Source organism: Lacibacter sp. (assembly GCF_035299325.1).
In the GTDB taxonomy this organism is placed as follows: domain Bacteria; phylum Bacteroidota; class Bacteroidia; order Chitinophagales; family Chitinophagaceae; genus Lacibacter.
Genome location: NZ_DATGWT010000026.1, coordinates 127,868 through 145,500, shown reverse-complemented (window position 1 = coordinate 145,500; position 17,633 = coordinate 127,868). Strand labels below are relative to the sequence as shown.

Below are 17,633 nucleotides of genomic sequence, written 5' to 3'. Positions count from 1 at the left end.
ATTTTGAGTGCAAAGATAAGCGAGGAATGAAAAGCAGGGCATAGGTGCTTCTTGATTGGCTGCTGCTAACTCTGCAAGGAATTTAACGTGTGCATTTATTTATCAATTAGGAATAGAAACTTCCAATGTGCAACCCTCGCCGGGCGCAGAGGCAAGGTGCATTTTCCCGGAATAAAAATTAACACGGCTGTTAATGTTTTTTAAACCGATGCCGTTGCCTTGCTGATGAATATCAAAACCAACTCCGTTATCACGTATAAATAGAATCAGATGATCGTTTTGTTGTTGTAAACGTATAGTTACTTCAGTTGCCTTTGCATATTTAAGAATATTATTCAACTGTTCCTGCACAATGCGATAGAGCATCAATTCTTTATTCTTATCAACCTGTAACGCTTCATAATCTTCATCAACCAATAATTGTACACTTAGCTTATTTGGTTCCTGCACACTTTCTGCCAGGTCTTCTAGTGCTTCTTTCAATCCGTCATGACCAAGTGAAGGAGCAACAAGCGAATGAGATAATTTACGGATATCCTGCATTGCTTCTTCAAGATGCAGGTAACTTCGTTCAATGATGTCTTCGTTAAATGTTTTTTCAGTTTTAGCAACACCCAAGTAAAGTTTCACTACACTCAATAGCTGGTTTATATTATCGTGTAACTCAAGACCAAGTTCATTTCTTTCTTTCTCTTGCGCCAGTATGGTTATTTCGGTAATCAATTTTTGTTGAGAAAGTTCTTTTTCCTGCAGATTTTTTTCTAATTGCCGCTGCTCGGTAATATCTACCATGATGCCACTTAACCTTGCCGGTTTGCCATTTTCCATGATCACTGCAACAATATCACGCAACCAAAGGATTCGTCCGTCGGCTGCAATCATTCTGTATTCAAACTGATGCGATTTGCCTTCCGATGTTGATTGTGCACAATAGTTTACTGCCCATGTGCGGTCTTCATCATAAATATGTTCGGCCCAGAAATCAGGTTCATTGATCCATCGTTCCACCGGATAACCCAGCATACGTTCTGCCTGCTCACTTACAAATGTGAATACAAGGGTTTGTGCATCAGCTTCCCACACTATGCCATCTACACTATTCATAAGTGTATAATATCGTTCCTGCGATTGCCTGAATTTATATTCTACTAATTGCCGCCGTTGTTCATCTGCAATTCGCTTTTCCTGTAATCGTTTTATTTCAGATTTATTGATGATGTAAGCCGTTGCCCAAACCAATACACCAAACATAAAAATTACGGTACAAACAAACAGTGCTACCCAAACAACAACAGAAAACCGTTCTCTTAAAACACCCGTTAGCACATAGTAACCAAGAACAGCAGGAATGATCACTAAGGCCGGTAATAGTAAACGGGCAGCTTTCCCGCCGGCATGCATATTGGTTATTTCAGCTACAAATCCACGCCTGCTTTTGGCCAATAACAGTGCCATTGAAAAAAGCATGAAACAAATACCCCCATGAAAAGCCATCGGGATAAAAGAAGTGTTGAGATAATTTGAACTGAGATGATATGTATACCCAATTACAGAAAGTACCCCCAAGCCGTTAACCGGTAAGGCAAACCATTGCGATGCAAGGATGTGTCCGCTAAGCAACAACAGAAGTGAAACGCCTGCAAGTAAGAAACCGGCTGCTGCATGTGGCACCATGTGATTAGCCACTCCATTGTATAGAGTTGTTTGTACTTGTTTGGTGAAAAGTAAACGATCAATGCCTGCATCATATAAGCCGGCAACAGCAAGTAATCGTAAAACTGCAATTAGTATGACTGATGCCGCAAGGATTTTTGCAATTGTAAGTTTGTAACCCTTTTGCTGAAAAAGCAGTAGCGAAAATCCGCAAAGAATAAAAGCAACAGCTGTCATTGGGTTCATGGCAACCATTTCCGGTAAGATACGTTTCAGCAAAACAATATCCTGCTGCCAGCCCAACAGCACTAATACAGCTATAGCAATTACAATGATTGCAGAAGTTCTTGTCAGGTAAAATGAAATACGGTTCAAAGGATGGATGTAAGTTTTTTGGGATAAAGGGACAAGCAATATTAACGAGTTTGAATGATTTACGTTGTAAATTTTTACATGCAAAGCCACAACTGTAAGTGCGGTGTAGTTATGCCGATCGTCAATTGGCTTTATTTATAACTGGAAAAGCTAGCACGACAATGGGGTTAATACTATTGATGTCTTATAGAACTCTTTATTTCCTGAAACCCCGGCACACCCCAAAGCGGGGTTCACACAATTTCTTTTTCTTTGCACTTATGCATCCTTCGCAACTACAAATAAAAGATTATACCTACGAGTTACCCGATGAACGTATTGCACGTTACCCGTTGGCTGAGCGTGACCTCAGCAAACTGCTCATTTATAAAGAGGGGAACATCAGCGAAGATGTGTACCGCAACCTGCCTGCACATTTACCTGCCGATTGTATGCTTGTGTTCAACAATACCAAAGTAATTGAAGCACGTATTCTCTTTCATAAATCAACAGGAAGCATTATTGAAATATTTTGTTTAGAACCTGCAGCAGGTGTTGAACTTACACAAGCTATGATGAGCCAGGAATCTGTACGATGGACTTGTTTAGTTGGTGGTGCAGGCAAATGGAAACAACAGTTTTTAGAAAAACAACTCACCACACCAAAAGGTGAAGTGTTATTAAAGGCAGAGAAACTAAAACAGGAGCAAGGCAGTTTTGAAATTGAATTCAGTTGGGACAATACTCATTTCACATTTGCTGAGTTGTTACACTTTGCAGGTGTACTACCATTGCCACCTTACCTACAACGGCAAACAGAAGCAGCTGACTATGACCGTTACCAAACCGTTTATGCAAGGCAGGAAGGCAGTGTAGCCGCACCAACAGCCGGTTTACATTTCACTCCTTTATTACTACAGCAGTTGCAGGAACATGGCATCAAAAAGCAATTTGTAACACTGCATGTGGGTGCCGGTACTTTTCAACCGGTGAAGAGTGAAACCATGGAGCAACACAACATGCACCGTGAATGGATCGAAATAACAACTGATACTATTGAAGATTTGTTGAAACAATTACCCAACAACATTATTGCTGTGGGCACCACATCGCTGCGCAGTATTGAAAGTTTGTACTGGATGGGTGTAAAAGCCATCGTCAACCCAAATGCTGGAATTGAAGAACTGGAAGTGCAGCAATGGGATGCCTACGATCTGCCCAAACAGGAAGTTTCAGCTTCGGTTGCACTACAGGCATTACTTGAATGGATGAAACATCATCAACTCAGCCAGCTTATCTGTCACACACAAATATTAATTGCACCGGGTTACAAAGCACGCATTGCTTCAGCCATCATCACTAATTTTCATCAACCCAATTCTACCTTGTTATTATTGGTAGCCGCTTTAATTGGTAACGACTGGAAGAAGATATATGATCATGCGATGGCCAACAACTTCCGTTTTTTAAGTTATGGCGATGGGAGTTTGTTGTGGGTGAGGGAAAGTAGTGTTTAGCCGATAGTATTTTGCCGGTAGCGGTTAGGTAATAAGATTACTGAATAAAGACTTAGTACTGCCGGCTATCGGCTCCAGCATTTACTAACAGCTAATAGCTTGCCTCCGCAGCTTTCTTCGATTTTTCTTGCTCATATGTATCCTTCTATTACCTTTGATTTCAGTTCAGGAAAACCAATCAAACAAATTGGTTCGTATCCTCACTTAAATATTATTTGTGGGAAAGCACACATCAAAAGTAACAGCGGCCGGCTTGTTAATTGCATTAGGCATTATTTATGGCGACATCGGAACTTCTCCCCTGTACGTTTACAATGCTATCATTGGTAACCGGGTAATTTCAGAAACACTCATCGTTGGTACGTTGTCCTGCATTATCTGGACGCTCACTTTACAAACTACCATTAAGTATGTGATCATGATCCTGCGGGCCGATAACCGTGGGGAAGGTGGCACATTTGCCTTGTACGCCTTGGTGCGGCGCAGGCGCAAATGGCTGGTAATACCTGCTATGATCGGTGGTGCATCGCTGCTGGCCGATGGTATTATCACTCCACCCATTTCTATTACCTCTGCAATTGAAGGGTTGAAAGTGTTGCCCCAATTGCGTGACCTTCCTTCAAACACCATTGTTACCATTGTACTTATTATTCTTTCGCTGTTCTTTTTTATGCAGCAGTTTGGAACAGGTTCCATTGGTAAATTGTTTGGTCCGGTAATGACGGTTTGGTTCACTATGCTGGCCATACTTGGTGCTGTTCATGTGTTTGATGATCTCGCCATTTTCAAAGCACTCAACCCATATTATGCGTACGATTTCCTTGCTACCTATCCGGAAGGTTTCTGGTTATTAGGTGCGGTGTTTCTTTGTACTACGGGTGCGGAAGCATTGTACAGCGATCTTGGTCATTGTGGAAAAGAGAACATCAGGATTTCTTGGATCTATGTAAAAACTTGTTTGCTCATTAACTATTTCGGCCAAGGTGCATCCCTGCTTGCAAATTATAACGGTAAACTCATTGACAGCACATTCAAAGCTGAAACCGGTATTCATGCATTTTATGATCTGATGCCGCATTGGTTCATCATTGCCGGTGTTGCCATTGCCACATCGGCTGCAATTATCGCCAGCCAGGCCATGATAGCCGGAGCGTTTACACTCATCAGTGAAGCTATGCGGTTGAACCTGTGGCCACGTTTGAAAATTGTTTATCCAAGTGAAGAAAGAGGACAGTTGTTCATTCCCGGCATGAATCTGTTCATGTTCCTCGGTTGTACGTTCGTGGTGTTGTATTTCCAGGAATCGTCAAAAATGGAAGCGGCATATGGTTTGGCCATTATTGTTACCATGATCATGACCACCATGTTGTTTGCCAACTTCCTGGTATTACATCGGGTGAAACCAATTTATATCTGGATATTCCTTGCGGGTTACCTCAGCATTGAAGCAGCGTACCTGGTGGCGTTAATGGATAAATTTTTACATGGCGGTTATATAACACTCATTATCGGTTTGGTGATGTTTATGGTGATGTATGTGTGGTACCGTGCACGTAAAATCAAAAACCGTTACGTGGAGTTTGTGCGCTTGGATCATTACCTGCCTATGCTGCAGGAATTGAGTAATGATATGACCGTAACCAAACACGCAACACACCTTGTTTACCTCACAAGTGCAAACAATCCGAAAGAGATAGAACATAAAATCATTTATTCCATCCTTAACCGTAAACCAAAACGTGCTGATATTTATTGGTTCGTGCACGTGGATACCTTGGATGATCCTTATACCTGCGAGTATGAAGTAAGCACCATTATTCCCAACGAAGTAATCAGGGTTGAATTTCGTTTAGGTTTCCGTATGCAACCTCGCATTAACCTTATGTTCCGCAAAGTGGTGGAAGACATGGTGAGCAACAAAGAGGTGAACATCACCAGCCGCTATGAAAGTTTACAACGTAATAATGTGGTGGGCGATTTTCAGTTTGTGGTGATGGAAAAATTCCTGAGCCAGGATAATGAGTTGCCTTTCTTTGAACGGATCATTATGCGTTTCTATTTTATGGTGAAGAAGCTAGGGCTGAGCGAGGAGAAAGGCTTTGGTCTTGACCAGAGTAATGTTGCCGTTGAGAAATTCCCATTGATCGTGGCACCAATCAGCAGTTTGAAGTTGAAACGTATTTACAACGAAGAGGACGAGGAATAGGTTTATAGTTTGTGGTTTATAGTTCATCTATATAAATATTCTGATTAATTTCAGTTTTGCTTTTGAAGATACCTGTAACTGCGAACTAAAAACCCGAAACCAAAAACTATAAACATCTTTTGTCTCCAACCATTCTCTATATCATTATCGGTTATGTCCTGTTGATGGTGATTGCTTATTTCATCCAGGAGAAATTTATTTTTAAGCCTGAGAAGCTGGCGGCCGATTTTGAATTTAAGTATGATGCTCCATTTAAAGAAGTAAGTTTTAACCCTGAGCCGGGTGTTACCATCAGCGGAATTCATTTCAATGTAAAAAAGCCCCACGGACTTATCATTTACTTTCATGGCAATACCCGCAGCATTAAAGGCTGGGGAAAATATGCACGAGATTTTTTTCGGTTTGGGTACGATGTGTTGCTGGTTGATTATCGTGGCTTCGGAAAAAGTATTGGCAAACGTAGTGAAGTTGCCATGTTGCGTGATATGCAGTTTGTGTATGATCAGTTGTGCCTGCAGTTTCCGGAAGATCATATTTTGGTTTACGGACGAAGCATGGGCAGTGGTTTTGCAAGCAAGCTGGCCGCAGATAATCATCCCCGTTATTTAATTCTTGATGCACCATACTACAGTTTTCGTAAAGTAGTGGAACGTTTCCTTCCCTTTTTGCCGATCCGTTTGGTATTAAGGTTTCATTTGCGAACTGATAAGTGGATCAAAGAAGTGAAGTGCCATACCTACATCATACATGGAACGAAAGACTGGCTCATTCCAATTCGGCACAGCGAACGATTACAAGCTATTAATCCACGTCGTATCACCCTCATCCGTATTCATGGTGGTGGACATAATAATCTGCCAACTTACCCGGAGTATCATAATTTTATCCGTGATATATTGAAAGTATAAGTATGCAGGACAAATGAGGTTCAAAAAATATTCATTAACACCGACAGGCAATGAATGTTTTTTTGAAACGAATTACAACTGACAAAACTTAAATAAAAAAATGCAGTTGAAAACAAAACGAAGATTAAAGAATGCATTGAAGATAATTGTTGCGCTGTACGTGGTGGGTGGCGTTGCATTGTGGTACCTGCAGGAAACCATCTTCTTTCATCCAAAAAAAATACGTGCAGGCGAGCCCTTTCGTTTTGAGGGGCCACATCAGGAAGTGAATATTCCTGTTGATGAATCATCTATCCTCAACTTTGTAAAATTCTTTCCGGCCGATACTGCATCCACAAAAGGAATTGTATTGTATTTCCATGGCAACAGGGAAAACATTAACCGCTATGCAGCAGCGTCTGCTTATTTTACAAAACATGGTTATGAAGTATGGATGCCTGATTATCCCGGCTTTGGGAAAACAACAGGTAAGTTCAATGAAGAACGGTTGTATGATGATGCGCATACGATTTACAAACTTGCAGCCAAACGATTTTCTCCCGACAAAATAATCATCTATGGCCGCTCATTGGGTACAGGTGTAGCAACTGAACTGGCAAGTAACCAAAACTGCAAGAGGTTGATCCTTGAAACGCCTTACTACAGTTTACCCGAACTGGCAGGTGCACATTTCCCGATGTATCCGGTGCAGTTTCTTGTGCGATATCAATTTCCATTGTACGAATTTTTACAAACTGTGAGAGTGCCTGTTACAATTTTTCATGGTACAAAGGATGGGGTGATACCTTACAAACACAGCAGCCGCTTAAAACCTCTGATGAAACACGGCGATGAGTTTATCACCATTGAAAAAGGCGGCCATAATAACCTGGCGAAGTATGATATGTTTCAGCAGAAGCTAGATAGTTTGCTGAGATGATTTTTGATCGTCCGTTCAACGAGACATCTTTAGAAAGGAGAGAGTAGGAGATGTATCACTTTCCTGCGGTTACCAACAATTCAAAGTGGATGGTAATGATATCATCGATCTTGATGATGTTGAAGGGAGTGCGTGGGTGGATATTGTAATCACTCATAAGAATATCTTTACTTGCAGTGAGTTTGTAAAGGTTGTCTTTGGTGCGTAAGAACTTTACCTGCATTAATTGTGGTTTGCTGATACCGGCAATATGCATAACGGTGTTAACATTGTAACTGTACACTTTGCCGAGCTGCATTTCTTTTTCGTTATGCAGTGGCTGTGCGTTTAACAGATCAACAGTAATAAAGGGAAACTCTTCTGCCTTTAATGCTTTGTGCATATCCCTGTTCATCACATTATTTCTGCAGCTCAGTAACTTGGTCTTTATGCGGAGTTTTGCATTTTTGAACTGGATAAGTCTTGTTGATGGATTGATCTCGCCTTCGAGAATTGAGGGTTGGAATTTGTCTTTACAATCGCACTTGAATGTGTTCACATTAGTTGAACCGAGGAGATAGAGTTGGCTTTTTTCATCAATATGGTACGCCAGCCTGATGGGAGTCAGCTTGTCAGCTGAGAGCATGAAGAGAGATAATATGAATAACAGACGTAACATGGTTGGTTAAAATGAACAAAGCCCCGCTTGTTCAACAGGGCTTTGTTAGTTTGTGCAATTAGAATCCTACTACTGCCTCAACAACCACTCCTTTGAAGTTGCCTCCGTTCAGTATATTTCCTGTTGCATATCCTTTATAGTTCTGATTAACATATTCGCCTTTCAGAAGTACATTTTTAGTTAAGAACCAGCCTGCGCCAAATGCTACACGATCAACAGTTTGTTCAGTGGTTGCATTTACCAGTTCACCTTTCACCTGGTTGTAACGTACGCCAAGGAACACATTTTCTTTTGCGCCAATTCTGTAAATGCCATCTACAGCAAACTGGTTAACTTTACGTTTTGGAGTGCCGGCTACTTTTTCACCGATAGTACGGCCTTGTGCATTTTCAAATGTGCCGAAGAATTCAAAACCGTAAGCTCTTACCAAAGCATTGAATTGTAATGCAGTGATCTGGTTAGTAAAGTTGGGGCTGATGCGGCCTGAAGTGAACTGATCTTTCGCAGATGCATCAAACTTTTCCATTGCAAACCAATAGTTGCTGCCGGTACGGTCGCCTGCATACAGTGTACTGCGGCCTGAACTGCTGTTATGGAAAACTGAACCAGCTACTCTTAATCTGAAGTTCTCATCAAACTTTTTGTCATAAGCCAGTTTGCCAATCAGAGAAGGGTTGCGCTTGTAAGTTTGGGTGCTGGTTGGAGTAATTGTGGGAGCCTGAACACCGCCGTTAATTAAACCATTAGAAGCACTCAATACACCAGTAAAATCTCCTTTACGTAAGATCACTTCAGCACCTACTTCTGTTGCAAAAGCATCCATGATATAGTTTTCAATGAAGGGATTGTAGAGAGTTTGTCCACCATCTGATCTGCGGAAGTGTTGATCACCATAGTTTAATTCATAGTGACCGATTTTCAGCGTTACAACTTTCATGATATCCTCCCAAACTTTTCCTTTGAAGGGCACTTTATCAAATTGAATGTAACCACCTTTTACCCATGCTTCATTGTGGTGACGTGCAGAAAGATAAGTAACGAGGTTCAAAGCGATACCATCTGCCAGTTGCACATCAATATTAAGATTGGCTTGCGCCAGGTTAAAACCGGATTTTAAACGGGGGTATAATGCTGGACTTCCAGCTGTGTTAGAATGTTTCAAACTTTGAAACTGTTGTGTAAACCCAGCACCAATGCGAACTTTTAAACCATCAAAAGAAGTAGCGCTGTCTTTTGGAGATTCGAATACATTGATACCACTTTGATCATAAGGACGCCAGTTTTGAATTTTTGCCTGCTGACCTTGCATTGCTAAAGGTGATAGAAGAAGTGCGATTGCGGCACATTTTCTCAGACAGTTTGTAAGGAAAGGTTTCATATTTGTTTGTTTAATTGTTATTGTAATAAAATTGTTTGATTATGCTTTTTTAAGAATTACATCGTAAGTAAGTGTTACTTCATCGCCTACTTTCATTGCTCCCAGCATAAAGCTTGGAGGTTTAATACCGTGGTTGCTCATGAGTATCTTTCTTGTACCCTTCACTTCAAGGTCTCCACCAGGCAATGTTTTAATGCGCAATGTGAGATCAGTTGGTTTAGTAACACCGCCTAATGTTAAGTTGCCGGTAATGTTCATAATAGTTTCGGCACCACTTTGCTGTACGCTTAACACTTTGGTAAATACATAAGTGATCTCGGGATATTTGTCAGCTTTTAATGTGCTGTGTGTGCGGCCATCCATCAGATCAGAGTCTTTTGTACTTTTCAGTGATGTTGTTTTTACTTTCACTGAAGCAGCATTGATTTTTTCAAGGCTTGTATTGTTTAAACCAAAATCGCCGGTTACAACAACGTTTGTTGCTTTTGAACTCCAGTCGTGAACATTAGATGTACCGTTTATGGTTAATTGAAAAGATTTAGTGCTGAATTTACTTTGTGCACTTACTGTTCCTGCCAGCAGCAGTGTGGTGAGAAACAGAAGGATTGATTGGCGTATCATAATTTGTTGTTTAATTGTTTCGTGTTCAAATTGACTCCACAAATATTGCAAGGGTGCGCTTGCCCCAGAATGATCTAATGCAGGGTTTTGAGTGACTTGTGTCACATGTTTAAGTGACGGGGGTCAGGCAGGGAGGGATGAAATGGCTGAAAGCCTTTGCAGTAAAGGGTTTCAGCAAACAGGGTTTAAAATTCTTTAAAACAGAAAAGCCTGTAGAGCATCTTCTACAGGCTTTTTTTGATGAGAAATGAATTATTGTTCTTTTAACTGAACTGTTTGTTTGCTTACAGTTAATTGATAAGAAGCACCCACTTTCAACGCAAGATTTTCTTTGTCGTGACTTACAGGAAAACCAAAACAAACTGGATACTTGTATTCATTAATAAGATCATGAATGATGTTGTGCACTTTTTTGCCGAAAGGTCGTTCTGTATCCTGCATATCAGTAAAGCCACCGATGATGAGTCCTGCAAGATCGTTCAACTTACCACTTCGTTTCAATTGATGAAGCATACGATCAATATTATAATGCTGCTCTCCTACATCTTCTAAGAACAAAATTTTTCCTTTTGTTTGATAATCACTTTTAGTACCGATGAGATGTGCGATCAATGCAAGATTGCCACCCACAAGTTCAGCTGCTGCTTTCCCTGTTTGGTTGAGGCGATGTGTTTTACAAGTGTATGTTGCTTTCTTTCCTTCTACAGCAGCTTTGATGGATTGAACGTATTTATTTTTATAACCACCATCGTTAAACGCTGATGCCATTGATGAATGCAGTGTGGCAATTTTAAAATTGCGGTTGATGTGTGCATGAAAGATCGTGATGTCACTAAAACCAATGATCCACTTTGGATTCTTTTTGAAGGCAGTAAAATCCAATTTGTCAATAATGCGGCCAACACCATAACCACCACGTCCGCAAAGAATGGCTTTTACTTCAGGAGCATCAAGCATTGCCTGGAATTCATTCAATCGCTCTTCATCTGTACCACTGAAATATGTTTTTGATTTACTGCCAAGCGTTTTGCCTACCAGCACATCATAACCCCATTGTTGAAGAACTGTAATGCATGTTTGTGCTTTTTCAAGCTTCATATATCCTGCGGGGCAGGTAATGCCGATAGTATCGCCTTTTTGTAAATATGGAGGAAGTTTCATTGTATATCAGTTAATATGCTGCCGTTTGTAGTTACCTGCAATTTATGTTTCACGCCGCATTTCAATGCATAATTATTTTTCTGGTGACCAACCGGGAAGTCGAAACAAACCGGATAGGTACAATCAGGAATCTTTTCCATCACAATGTCGTACAGGTTCTTGCCAAATTCCTCAGCTGCATCTTCACTGGCTTTGATCTTGAACCCGCCAATGATTAATCCGGCCAGATGATCAAGTTTATCACTGCGTTTTAGATTCCAGAACATACGGTCAATACTGTAGAGATATTCGCCGGTATCTTCTACAAACAGGATTTTATTTGTTGTACGCAGATCGCTTTTGCTGCCTGCAAGTGATTCAAGTGTTTTTAAGTTACCACCCACCAATGTTCCTGTTGCCACTCCCAATCGATTCTTTTCGTTGGCAGGAGCTGTGTATTTCATGTCGACACCTTTCAATGCATCACGGATGGATAGAATGGTTTCGATCTGTATAGGTTCGGCTTTGCTCCAGTCATCAGGAAAACTGTTGCACATTTTAGAATGAATGGATGCAATACCAAAATTGCGGTTGAGATGAGCATGTAAAACAGTAATATCGCTGAAGCCGATCATCCATTTGGGATGCGTTTTCATTTTTGAGAAATCAAGTTGATCAACAATACGCACAAAACCATAACCACCCCTGGCACAAAGAATGGCTTTCACCTTAGGGTCATCAATGAGTTGTTGAAAATCGGCCCGTCGTTCTTCATCTGTTCCGCCAAATGTGAAATCCCGTTTACCGATGCTGTTGCCGATTTTCACTTTGAATCCCCAGCTTTCAATTTGCTGAATGGCCGGTTGTATTTCTTTTTCTGTGATGTATCCGGCTGGTGAAGTAATACCGATGGTGTCGCCGTCCTTTAAATAAGGAGGATGGTATGGCTCATCGGCCAATTGTTCAGCATTGGATGCATGAAGGCCATCGGTGAACAAAAGACCGGCCGGCAACACCGACTGTAGAAAATGCTTTCGCTTCATACGTTCAAATTATTTAAAAAAAGCCATATAGTGTTTTGTTTAGTCTTGCGTGTCTCATTTTTAATGGCATCTTTGCACGAGGTATTGCTTAAGTTATGCGGAAACTATTTTACTCATTCCTGTTTTTTGTTCTTTTCTGGATACTGTATTTTTCTCTTTGCAGATCGATCTTTATCCTTTTCTTCCTGTCAAAAGTGAAGGAAGGGGATACGGGAGATGTATTGAAATCATTCCTGTTTGGATTGCCGATGGATATAGCTACCACGGCATATATCGCCACCTTGCCGATGATGGTGTGGGCTGTTTTGTTTCTTGCAGGGAAAGTGCCGTCAAGTTCAAAACTATTCCGCTGGTACATGATCATTATGATCGTTTTGATCGGGCTTCTCACCATTGTTGACGTTAATACCTACAGGGAGTGGGGAACAAAGCTGAACTATCGTGCCTTCCATGTTTTTTTCACTACACCATCACTTGCATTAGCCAGTTCAATGATTCCGCCGGTTTTTATTTCATTGATCATCGGCGTACTTCTGGTCGTTATCGGTTTGCTTTTTTATTTCCGCACCAAGCCAGTTGTGACTATTCATGAATATCCCAACATGATTAAACGAATTGTTATGGTGCTGGGCACCTTTGTTCTATATGTAGTTGCTTTGCGGGGAGGTATTTCAACATCGCCTTTATCAATTTCATCAGCCTATTATTCAAACAATCAAACACTCAATCATTCAGCAGTCAACACGCAATGGAATTTAGTGCGTGATATCATCGATCATCGGTCAACTCCTTCCAATCCTTATCTGTTTATGGATATGAAAGAGGCAAATGCAGTATGTGATAGTTTACTTACAGCACCGGATTCAACCGTGTTGTTTTTAGATACAAGCAAACCAAACGTTGTATTAATTATTCTTGAAAGCTTTACAGCTGATCTGATGGCATCACTTAACGGAGAAAAGAATGTAACACCTTTTCTCGACAGCCTTGCTGTAAAAAGTTTATTGTTTACAGATATTTATGCTTCCGGTTCACGTACTGATATTGGTTTCTTAACCATTCATAGCGGATTTCCTTCCCAGGCCATTAGTAGTCTTTTAACCATTCCTGAAAAAGCAAAAAAAGTGCCGTCGATCTCTTCTTCCTTATTTCAAAATGGATATCATACTTCATTTTACTATGGCGGCGAATCTGATTTCTTTAATTTCCGTTCCTTTATTTTGAATAAGGATTATAAACGGCTTGTTGATATCCGTGATTTTGAGAAAAAAGATGTGAACTCAAAATGGGGCGCACATGATGATGTGGTGCTGAAAAGGTTACTCAACGATTTGAAAAATGAAACTCAGCCATTCTTTTCAACTGTATTAACATTAAGTAATCATGAACCATTTGAGATACCTGTCAAAGCCCGGTTCCCCGGTAATGATGTAACTGATAAATTCAGAAGCACCGCTCATTACACCGATCAGAGTTTGAAAGATTTTTTTACCGCTGCTGCTAAAGAAGATTGGTACAAGAACACATTGTTTGTATTGGTGGCTGATCATGGACATCGGTTGCCGGCGGGAAAGCATGAGATCTATATGCCGAGGCGTTCGCAGATACCTCTTTTGTTTGCAGGTGAAGTGCTGAAAGATGAGTATAAAGGGAAGCGGATAAATGTGTTGGGCTCGCAAGGCGACCTGCCTGCTACATTGCTTGCTCAAATGGGATTAGATCATAAAGCATTTTACTGGAGCAAGAATTTGATGAATCCCAACATCAGACAGTTTGCTTTCAATTCATTTGATAATGGTTTTCTCTGGATTGAAAAAGATGGACAGGTTTCATTTGATAACAACAACCGAAAGGTAATTAATGCGGAAGCTGCGCCTGCATCAGAGAAATTGATGGTGAGAAGAGGTCAGGCTGTTTTGCAGAAAGTATACCAGGAGTTTATTTCTTATTAGGATAGATGGTGCTCTTCAGCAAGTGGTCTGAAAACAAGTGATAACATAAGCAGGAAAGTTTTTAAATTCATAGAGTAAAAAATATACCATGCGTTTATTGCTTGCATTTGCCGCTCTTTTGTTTGTCGGAATCGTATCTGCACAAACTCCCGTTTCATTTGAAAAGAAAGAATACAGTTTTGCCGACGGGAAAGTGCTTCCCTATCGTATACTCTATCCGGAGAATTATGATAAAACAAAAAAGTATCCGCTTGTGTTGTTTCTGCATGGGGCAGGGGAACGGGGTAATGATAATGAAAAGCAATTAGTGCATGGTTCTAAACTCTTTCTTGATGCGGAGAATCGGAAAAAATTTCCGGCTATTGTGATCTTTCCGCAGTGTCCTGCCAATTCTTTTTGGGCATCCATAAAGGTCGATACAACGTTGAGGCCACGTAAACTTTCATTTGATTATACCGGTGAAGCCAATTGGCCAATGACAGCAGCCAATGAATTAGTACATAAAATAACAAGTGAAGAATCGGTTGATCAACGGCGCATTTATGTTGCCGGCTTATCAATGGGAGGTATGGGTACGTTTGAAGCGGTGTATCGTAATCCAACATTATATGCAGCTGCATTGCCTATCTGTGGCGGTGCTGACTTGAACAGTTACAGCAATTGGACCGGCAAAACTCCTTTCTGGATATTTCATGGCGATGCCGATCCTGTTGTGAATGTAAAATTATCGAGAGATGCACACGAAAAACTGAAGTCCATCAAAGCAAAAGTGAAATACACAGAGTACCCCGGTGTAAATCATAACAGTTGGGACAGTGCTTTTGCTGAACCTGATTTTCTGAAATGGATGTTTGGGCAGAAACGTAAAAAATGATTGATTTCATCTCATAAGCGAAGCCAACCCTTGGGTTGGCTTCACTGTTTCAACATGTTTGGGTAATGAGGCTGTTTATGGTACTTTTGCAATCCCCTGCTGCATAGAATTGCTATCTGCACAAGAGTGCGACGCAACAGGCGATGAACAGAATGACTAAAGACGATTACAAAATGAGTTTACCGAAAAGATATTTAATTACGAGTGCGCTTCCTTATGCTAATGGTTTAAAGCATGTTGGTCATTTGGCCGGTGCTTATATTCCGGCAGATATTTATGCCCGTTACCTGCGTGCACAAAAAAGAGATGTAGTGTTTGTTTGTGGAAGTGATGAGCACGGAACTGCCATTCCCATCCAGGCAACAAAAGAAGGTACAACGCCGAGAGCCATTATTGATAAATACCACGAAGCCATGAAACAGGATTTTGAAGACCTGAACATGAGCTTTGATATTTATCACCGCACGAGTGAGCCGATTCATCACGAAACAGCGCAGGAGTTTTTTACGTACCTGCACGAACGTGGCGAACTGGAAACAAAAGAAACCGAACAGTATTTCGATGAGGAAGCAAAAACATTTTTGGCCGATCGCTATATAAAAGGTACTTGTCCGAATTGTGGCAGTGACCGTGCATTTGGTGATCAGTGTGAGAATTGCGGACGTACATTAAGTCCGGATGAATTGATCAACCCTGTAAGTACACTCAGCGGTAAAGCGCCCATCAAAAAGAAAACATCACATTGGTATTTGCCATTGGGCAAGCACGAAGAGTTTTTGCGTGAGTGGATTTTGAAAGAACACAAAGATGATTGGCGTGCAACCGTAGTAGGCCAATGTAAAAGCTGGATCGAAGGTGGTTTGCAATCAAGAGCTGTTACAAGAGATCTCGACTGGGGAATTAAAGTGCCGTTGAAAGATGCGGAAGGAAAAGTGCTCTATGTTTGGTTTGACGCTCCGATCGGTTATGTAAGTGCAACCAAGCAATGGGCCATCGATAACAACAGAAATTGGGAACCTTATTGGTACGACAAGGATACAAAGCTGGTGCATTTTATTGGAAAAGATAATATTGTTTTCCATTGCATCATTTTCCCCATCATGTTGAAGCTGCATGGAAATATTCTGCCGACGAATGTTCCTGCTAACGAGTTTTTAAATCTGGAAGGCGATAAGATGAGTACCAGCCGCAACTGGAAACTCGACATGCGTGATTATATCAACGATTTTGTAAAGAAAGACAATGGCGGCGGACAGGCAGTTGATATGCTTCGTTATTATTTAACACAAATTGCTCCTGAAACAAAAGACAGTGAGTTTATGTGGAAGGGTTTCCAGGATGCTGTGAACAGTGAACTTGGAAATATCTTCGGCAACTTTGTAAACCGCACTTGGGTGTTGATGCACAAACTTTGTGGCAGTAAAGTGCCGAAGCTGCATGAAGATGTGATGACGGATGATGATAAATGGATCATCAAAGAAATTGAAGGTTCAAAACAGAAAGTTGAAAATCTGTTGGAGGAGTATAAGTTCCGTGAAGCGTTGTTTGAAGTGATTGATTTGAGCCGTAAAGGCAATCAATACATGCAGAAAAAAGAGCCATGGATCGTTGCAAAGAAGTTGACTGAAGATCCTGAAGCACAAAAGAGTATTGATAATACCATGCATTTGTGTTTGCAGTTGAGTGCAAATCTTGCTATTCTCATCAATCCATTCTTGCCAAACACAGCTAAGAAAATGTTGGGTATGATGAAAGTGGTGGAGAAAATGCTTGATTGGGAAAACGCTGGCAAATTAAAATTGTTGAGTGTTGGTTATACCATGCGTGCACCTGAATTGCTGTTCAGGAAAATTGAGGACGACGAAATAAAATACCAGGTAGAAAAATTAAAATCAGGTCTTGTAAAACCTGAAACAACAACGAATAAAGTCGAAGAAGTAAAATCTGAAGTCGCCAATCTGAAATCCGAAATCCAATTCGATGATTTCGCTAAGATCGATCTGAAAGTAGGAACGATTGTAACTGCTGAAAAAGTAGAAAAAGCTGATAAGTTGCTGAAGCTTTCCATTGATCTTGGTTTTGAAACCAGAACCATTGTAAGCGGTATTGCTTTGCATTTTGCGCCTGAAGATATCGTTGGGAAGCAAGTAGTAGTAGTAGCCAATCTTGCACCACGTAAAATGCGTGGCATTGAAAGCAATGGCATGATCCTGATGGCAGAAGATAAAGAAGGGAAACTGCATTTTGTAAAACCGGAGGCGGTGATTAATCCGGGTGCAGGAGTGAGTTAAGTTTGATTAATTCAAAAAAAAGTTCCATTATTGTTACCGATTAGAAAAAGGTGCTGAACTTTTTTGGTTCAATAATCGTTTAGTTGGGCACATGCGTCATCATTGTTTAGTCCTTTTTT

13 protein-coding genes are annotated in these 17,633 nt (G+C 40.8%); 7 read left to right on the top strand and 6 right to left on the bottom strand.

Annotated elements, in window-relative coordinates:
* Positions 1-102 precede the first annotated feature (102 nt).
* Positions 103-2,028, bottom strand: a complete 1,926-nt coding sequence (locus VK159_RS15775) for a PAS domain-containing sensor histidine kinase (RefSeq protein WP_324231123.1) — start codon at positions 2,026-2,028, stop codon at positions 103-105.
* Positions 2,029-2,207: 179 nt separating this feature from the next.
* Between VK159_RS15775 and VK159_RS15770 the strand changes: the two genes are divergently transcribed.
* The 4 genes from VK159_RS15770 to VK159_RS15755 all read left to right on the top strand — a co-directional run bounded on the left by VK159_RS15770 (position 2,208) and on the right by VK159_RS15755 (position 7,557).
* Positions 2,208-3,524 carry an S-adenosylmethionine:tRNA ribosyltransferase-isomerase gene (locus VK159_RS15770; protein WP_324231122.1) on the top strand — a complete coding sequence of 439 codons (1,317 nt, stop codon included), beginning with the start codon at positions 2,208-2,210 and terminating at the stop codon, positions 3,522-3,524.
* Between the two features lie 217 nt (positions 3,525-3,741).
* Positions 3,742-5,730, top strand: coding sequence for a KUP/HAK/KT family potassium transporter (locus VK159_RS15765; RefSeq protein WP_324231121.1), 1,989 nt, complete (start codon positions 3,742-3,744; stop codon positions 5,728-5,730).
* A 119-nt stretch (positions 5,731-5,849) separates the two neighbouring features.
* Positions 5,850-6,638: an alpha/beta hydrolase gene (locus VK159_RS15760; protein WP_324231120.1), complete on the top strand. Its 789-nt coding sequence runs from the start codon at positions 5,850-5,852 to the stop codon at positions 6,636-6,638.
* A gap of 100 nt (positions 6,639-6,738) precedes the next feature.
* On the top strand, positions 6,739-7,557 hold the full coding sequence (locus VK159_RS15755; RefSeq protein ID WP_324231119.1) for an alpha/beta hydrolase: 819 nt from the start codon (positions 6,739-6,741) through the stop codon (positions 7,555-7,557).
* Between the two features lie 55 nt (positions 7,558-7,612).
* Here the strand turns inward: VK159_RS15755 and VK159_RS15750 are convergent, their stop codons facing one another.
* The 5 genes from VK159_RS15750 to VK159_RS15730 form a co-directional block, all read right to left on the bottom strand.
* Positions 7,613-8,182, bottom strand: coding sequence for a YceI family protein (locus VK159_RS15750; RefSeq protein WP_324231118.1), 570 nt, complete (start codon positions 8,180-8,182; stop codon positions 7,613-7,615).
* A gap of 91 nt (positions 8,183-8,273) precedes the next feature.
* Positions 8,274-9,593 (bottom strand): hypothetical protein, encoded by a 1,320-nt coding sequence (locus VK159_RS15745; protein ID WP_324231117.1) that lies wholly within the window; start codon positions 9,591-9,593, stop codon positions 8,274-8,276.
* A 39-nt stretch (positions 9,594-9,632) separates the two neighbouring features.
* On the bottom strand, positions 9,633-10,214 hold the full coding sequence (locus VK159_RS15740) for a YceI family protein (RefSeq protein WP_324231116.1): 582 nt from the start codon (positions 10,212-10,214) through the stop codon (positions 9,633-9,635).
* Between the two features lie 252 nt (positions 10,215-10,466).
* Positions 10,467-11,375, bottom strand: a complete 909-nt coding sequence (locus tag VK159_RS15735) for an LD-carboxypeptidase (RefSeq protein WP_324231115.1) — start codon at positions 11,373-11,375, stop codon at positions 10,467-10,469.
* Positions 11,372-12,397 carry an LD-carboxypeptidase gene (locus VK159_RS15730; RefSeq protein ID WP_324231114.1) on the bottom strand — a complete coding sequence of 342 codons (1,026 nt, stop codon included), beginning with the start codon at positions 12,395-12,397 and terminating at the stop codon, positions 11,372-11,374. Before VK159_RS15730 ends, VK159_RS15735 begins: the two co-directional genes overlap by 4 nt.
* Before the next feature lie 95 nt (positions 12,398-12,492).
* On the opposite strand from VK159_RS15730, the gene VK159_RS15725 reads away from it, so the two are divergent.
* The 3 genes from VK159_RS15725 (at position 12,493) to metG (ending at position 17,514) form a co-directional block, all read left to right on the top strand.
* Complete coding sequence (locus VK159_RS15725; RefSeq protein WP_324231113.1) at positions 12,493-14,349, top strand: LTA synthase family protein; 1,857 nt, start codon at positions 12,493-12,495, stop codon at positions 14,347-14,349.
* 88 nt (positions 14,350-14,437) lie between these two features.
* Positions 14,438-15,223, top strand: a complete 786-nt coding sequence (locus VK159_RS15720; RefSeq protein WP_324231112.1) for an alpha/beta hydrolase-fold protein — start codon at positions 14,438-14,440, stop codon at positions 15,221-15,223.
* 173 nt (positions 15,224-15,396) lie between these two features.
* Positions 15,397-17,514 carry a methionine--tRNA ligase gene (gene metG, locus VK159_RS15715; RefSeq protein ID WP_324231111.1) on the top strand — a complete coding sequence of 706 codons (2,118 nt, stop codon included), beginning with the start codon at positions 15,397-15,399 and terminating at the stop codon, positions 17,512-17,514.
* Positions 17,515-17,633 lie beyond the last annotated feature (119 nt).

Excerpts from the sequence above, each read along its gene's own strand:
- VK159_RS15770 (WP_324231122.1), top strand. The coding sequence starts at position 2,208 with ATGTCTTATAGAACTCTTTATTTCCTGAAACCCCGGCACACCCCAAAG.
- VK159_RS15755 (WP_324231119.1), top strand. The coding sequence starts at position 6,739 with ATGCAGTTGAAAACAAAACGAAGATTAAAGAATGCATTGAAGATAATT.
- VK159_RS15750 (WP_324231118.1), bottom strand. The coding sequence starts at position 8,182 with ATGCTCTCAGCTGACAAGCTGACTCCCATCAGGCTGGCGTACCATATT.
- VK159_RS15745 (WP_324231117.1), bottom strand. The coding sequence starts at position 9,593 with ATGAAACCTTTCCTTACAAACTGTCTGAGAAAATGTGCCGCAATCGCA.
- VK159_RS15740 (WP_324231116.1), bottom strand. The coding sequence starts at position 10,214 with ATGATACGCCAATCAATCCTTCTGTTTCTCACCACACTGCTGCTGGCA.
- VK159_RS15735 (WP_324231115.1), bottom strand. The coding sequence starts at position 11,375 with ATGAAACTTCCTCCATATTTACAAAAAGGCGATACTATCGGCATTACC.
- VK159_RS15730 (WP_324231114.1), bottom strand. The coding sequence starts at position 12,397 with ATGAAGCGAAAGCATTTTCTACAGTCGGTGTTGCCGGCCGGTCTTTTG.
- VK159_RS15725 (WP_324231113.1), top strand. The coding sequence starts at position 12,493 with ATGCGGAAACTATTTTACTCATTCCTGTTTTTTGTTCTTTTCTGGATA.
- VK159_RS15720 (WP_324231112.1), top strand. The coding sequence starts at position 14,438 with ATGCGTTTATTGCTTGCATTTGCCGCTCTTTTGTTTGTCGGAATCGTA.
- metG (WP_324231111.1), top strand. The coding sequence starts at position 15,397 with ATGAGTTTACCGAAAAGATATTTAATTACGAGTGCGCTTCCTTATGCT.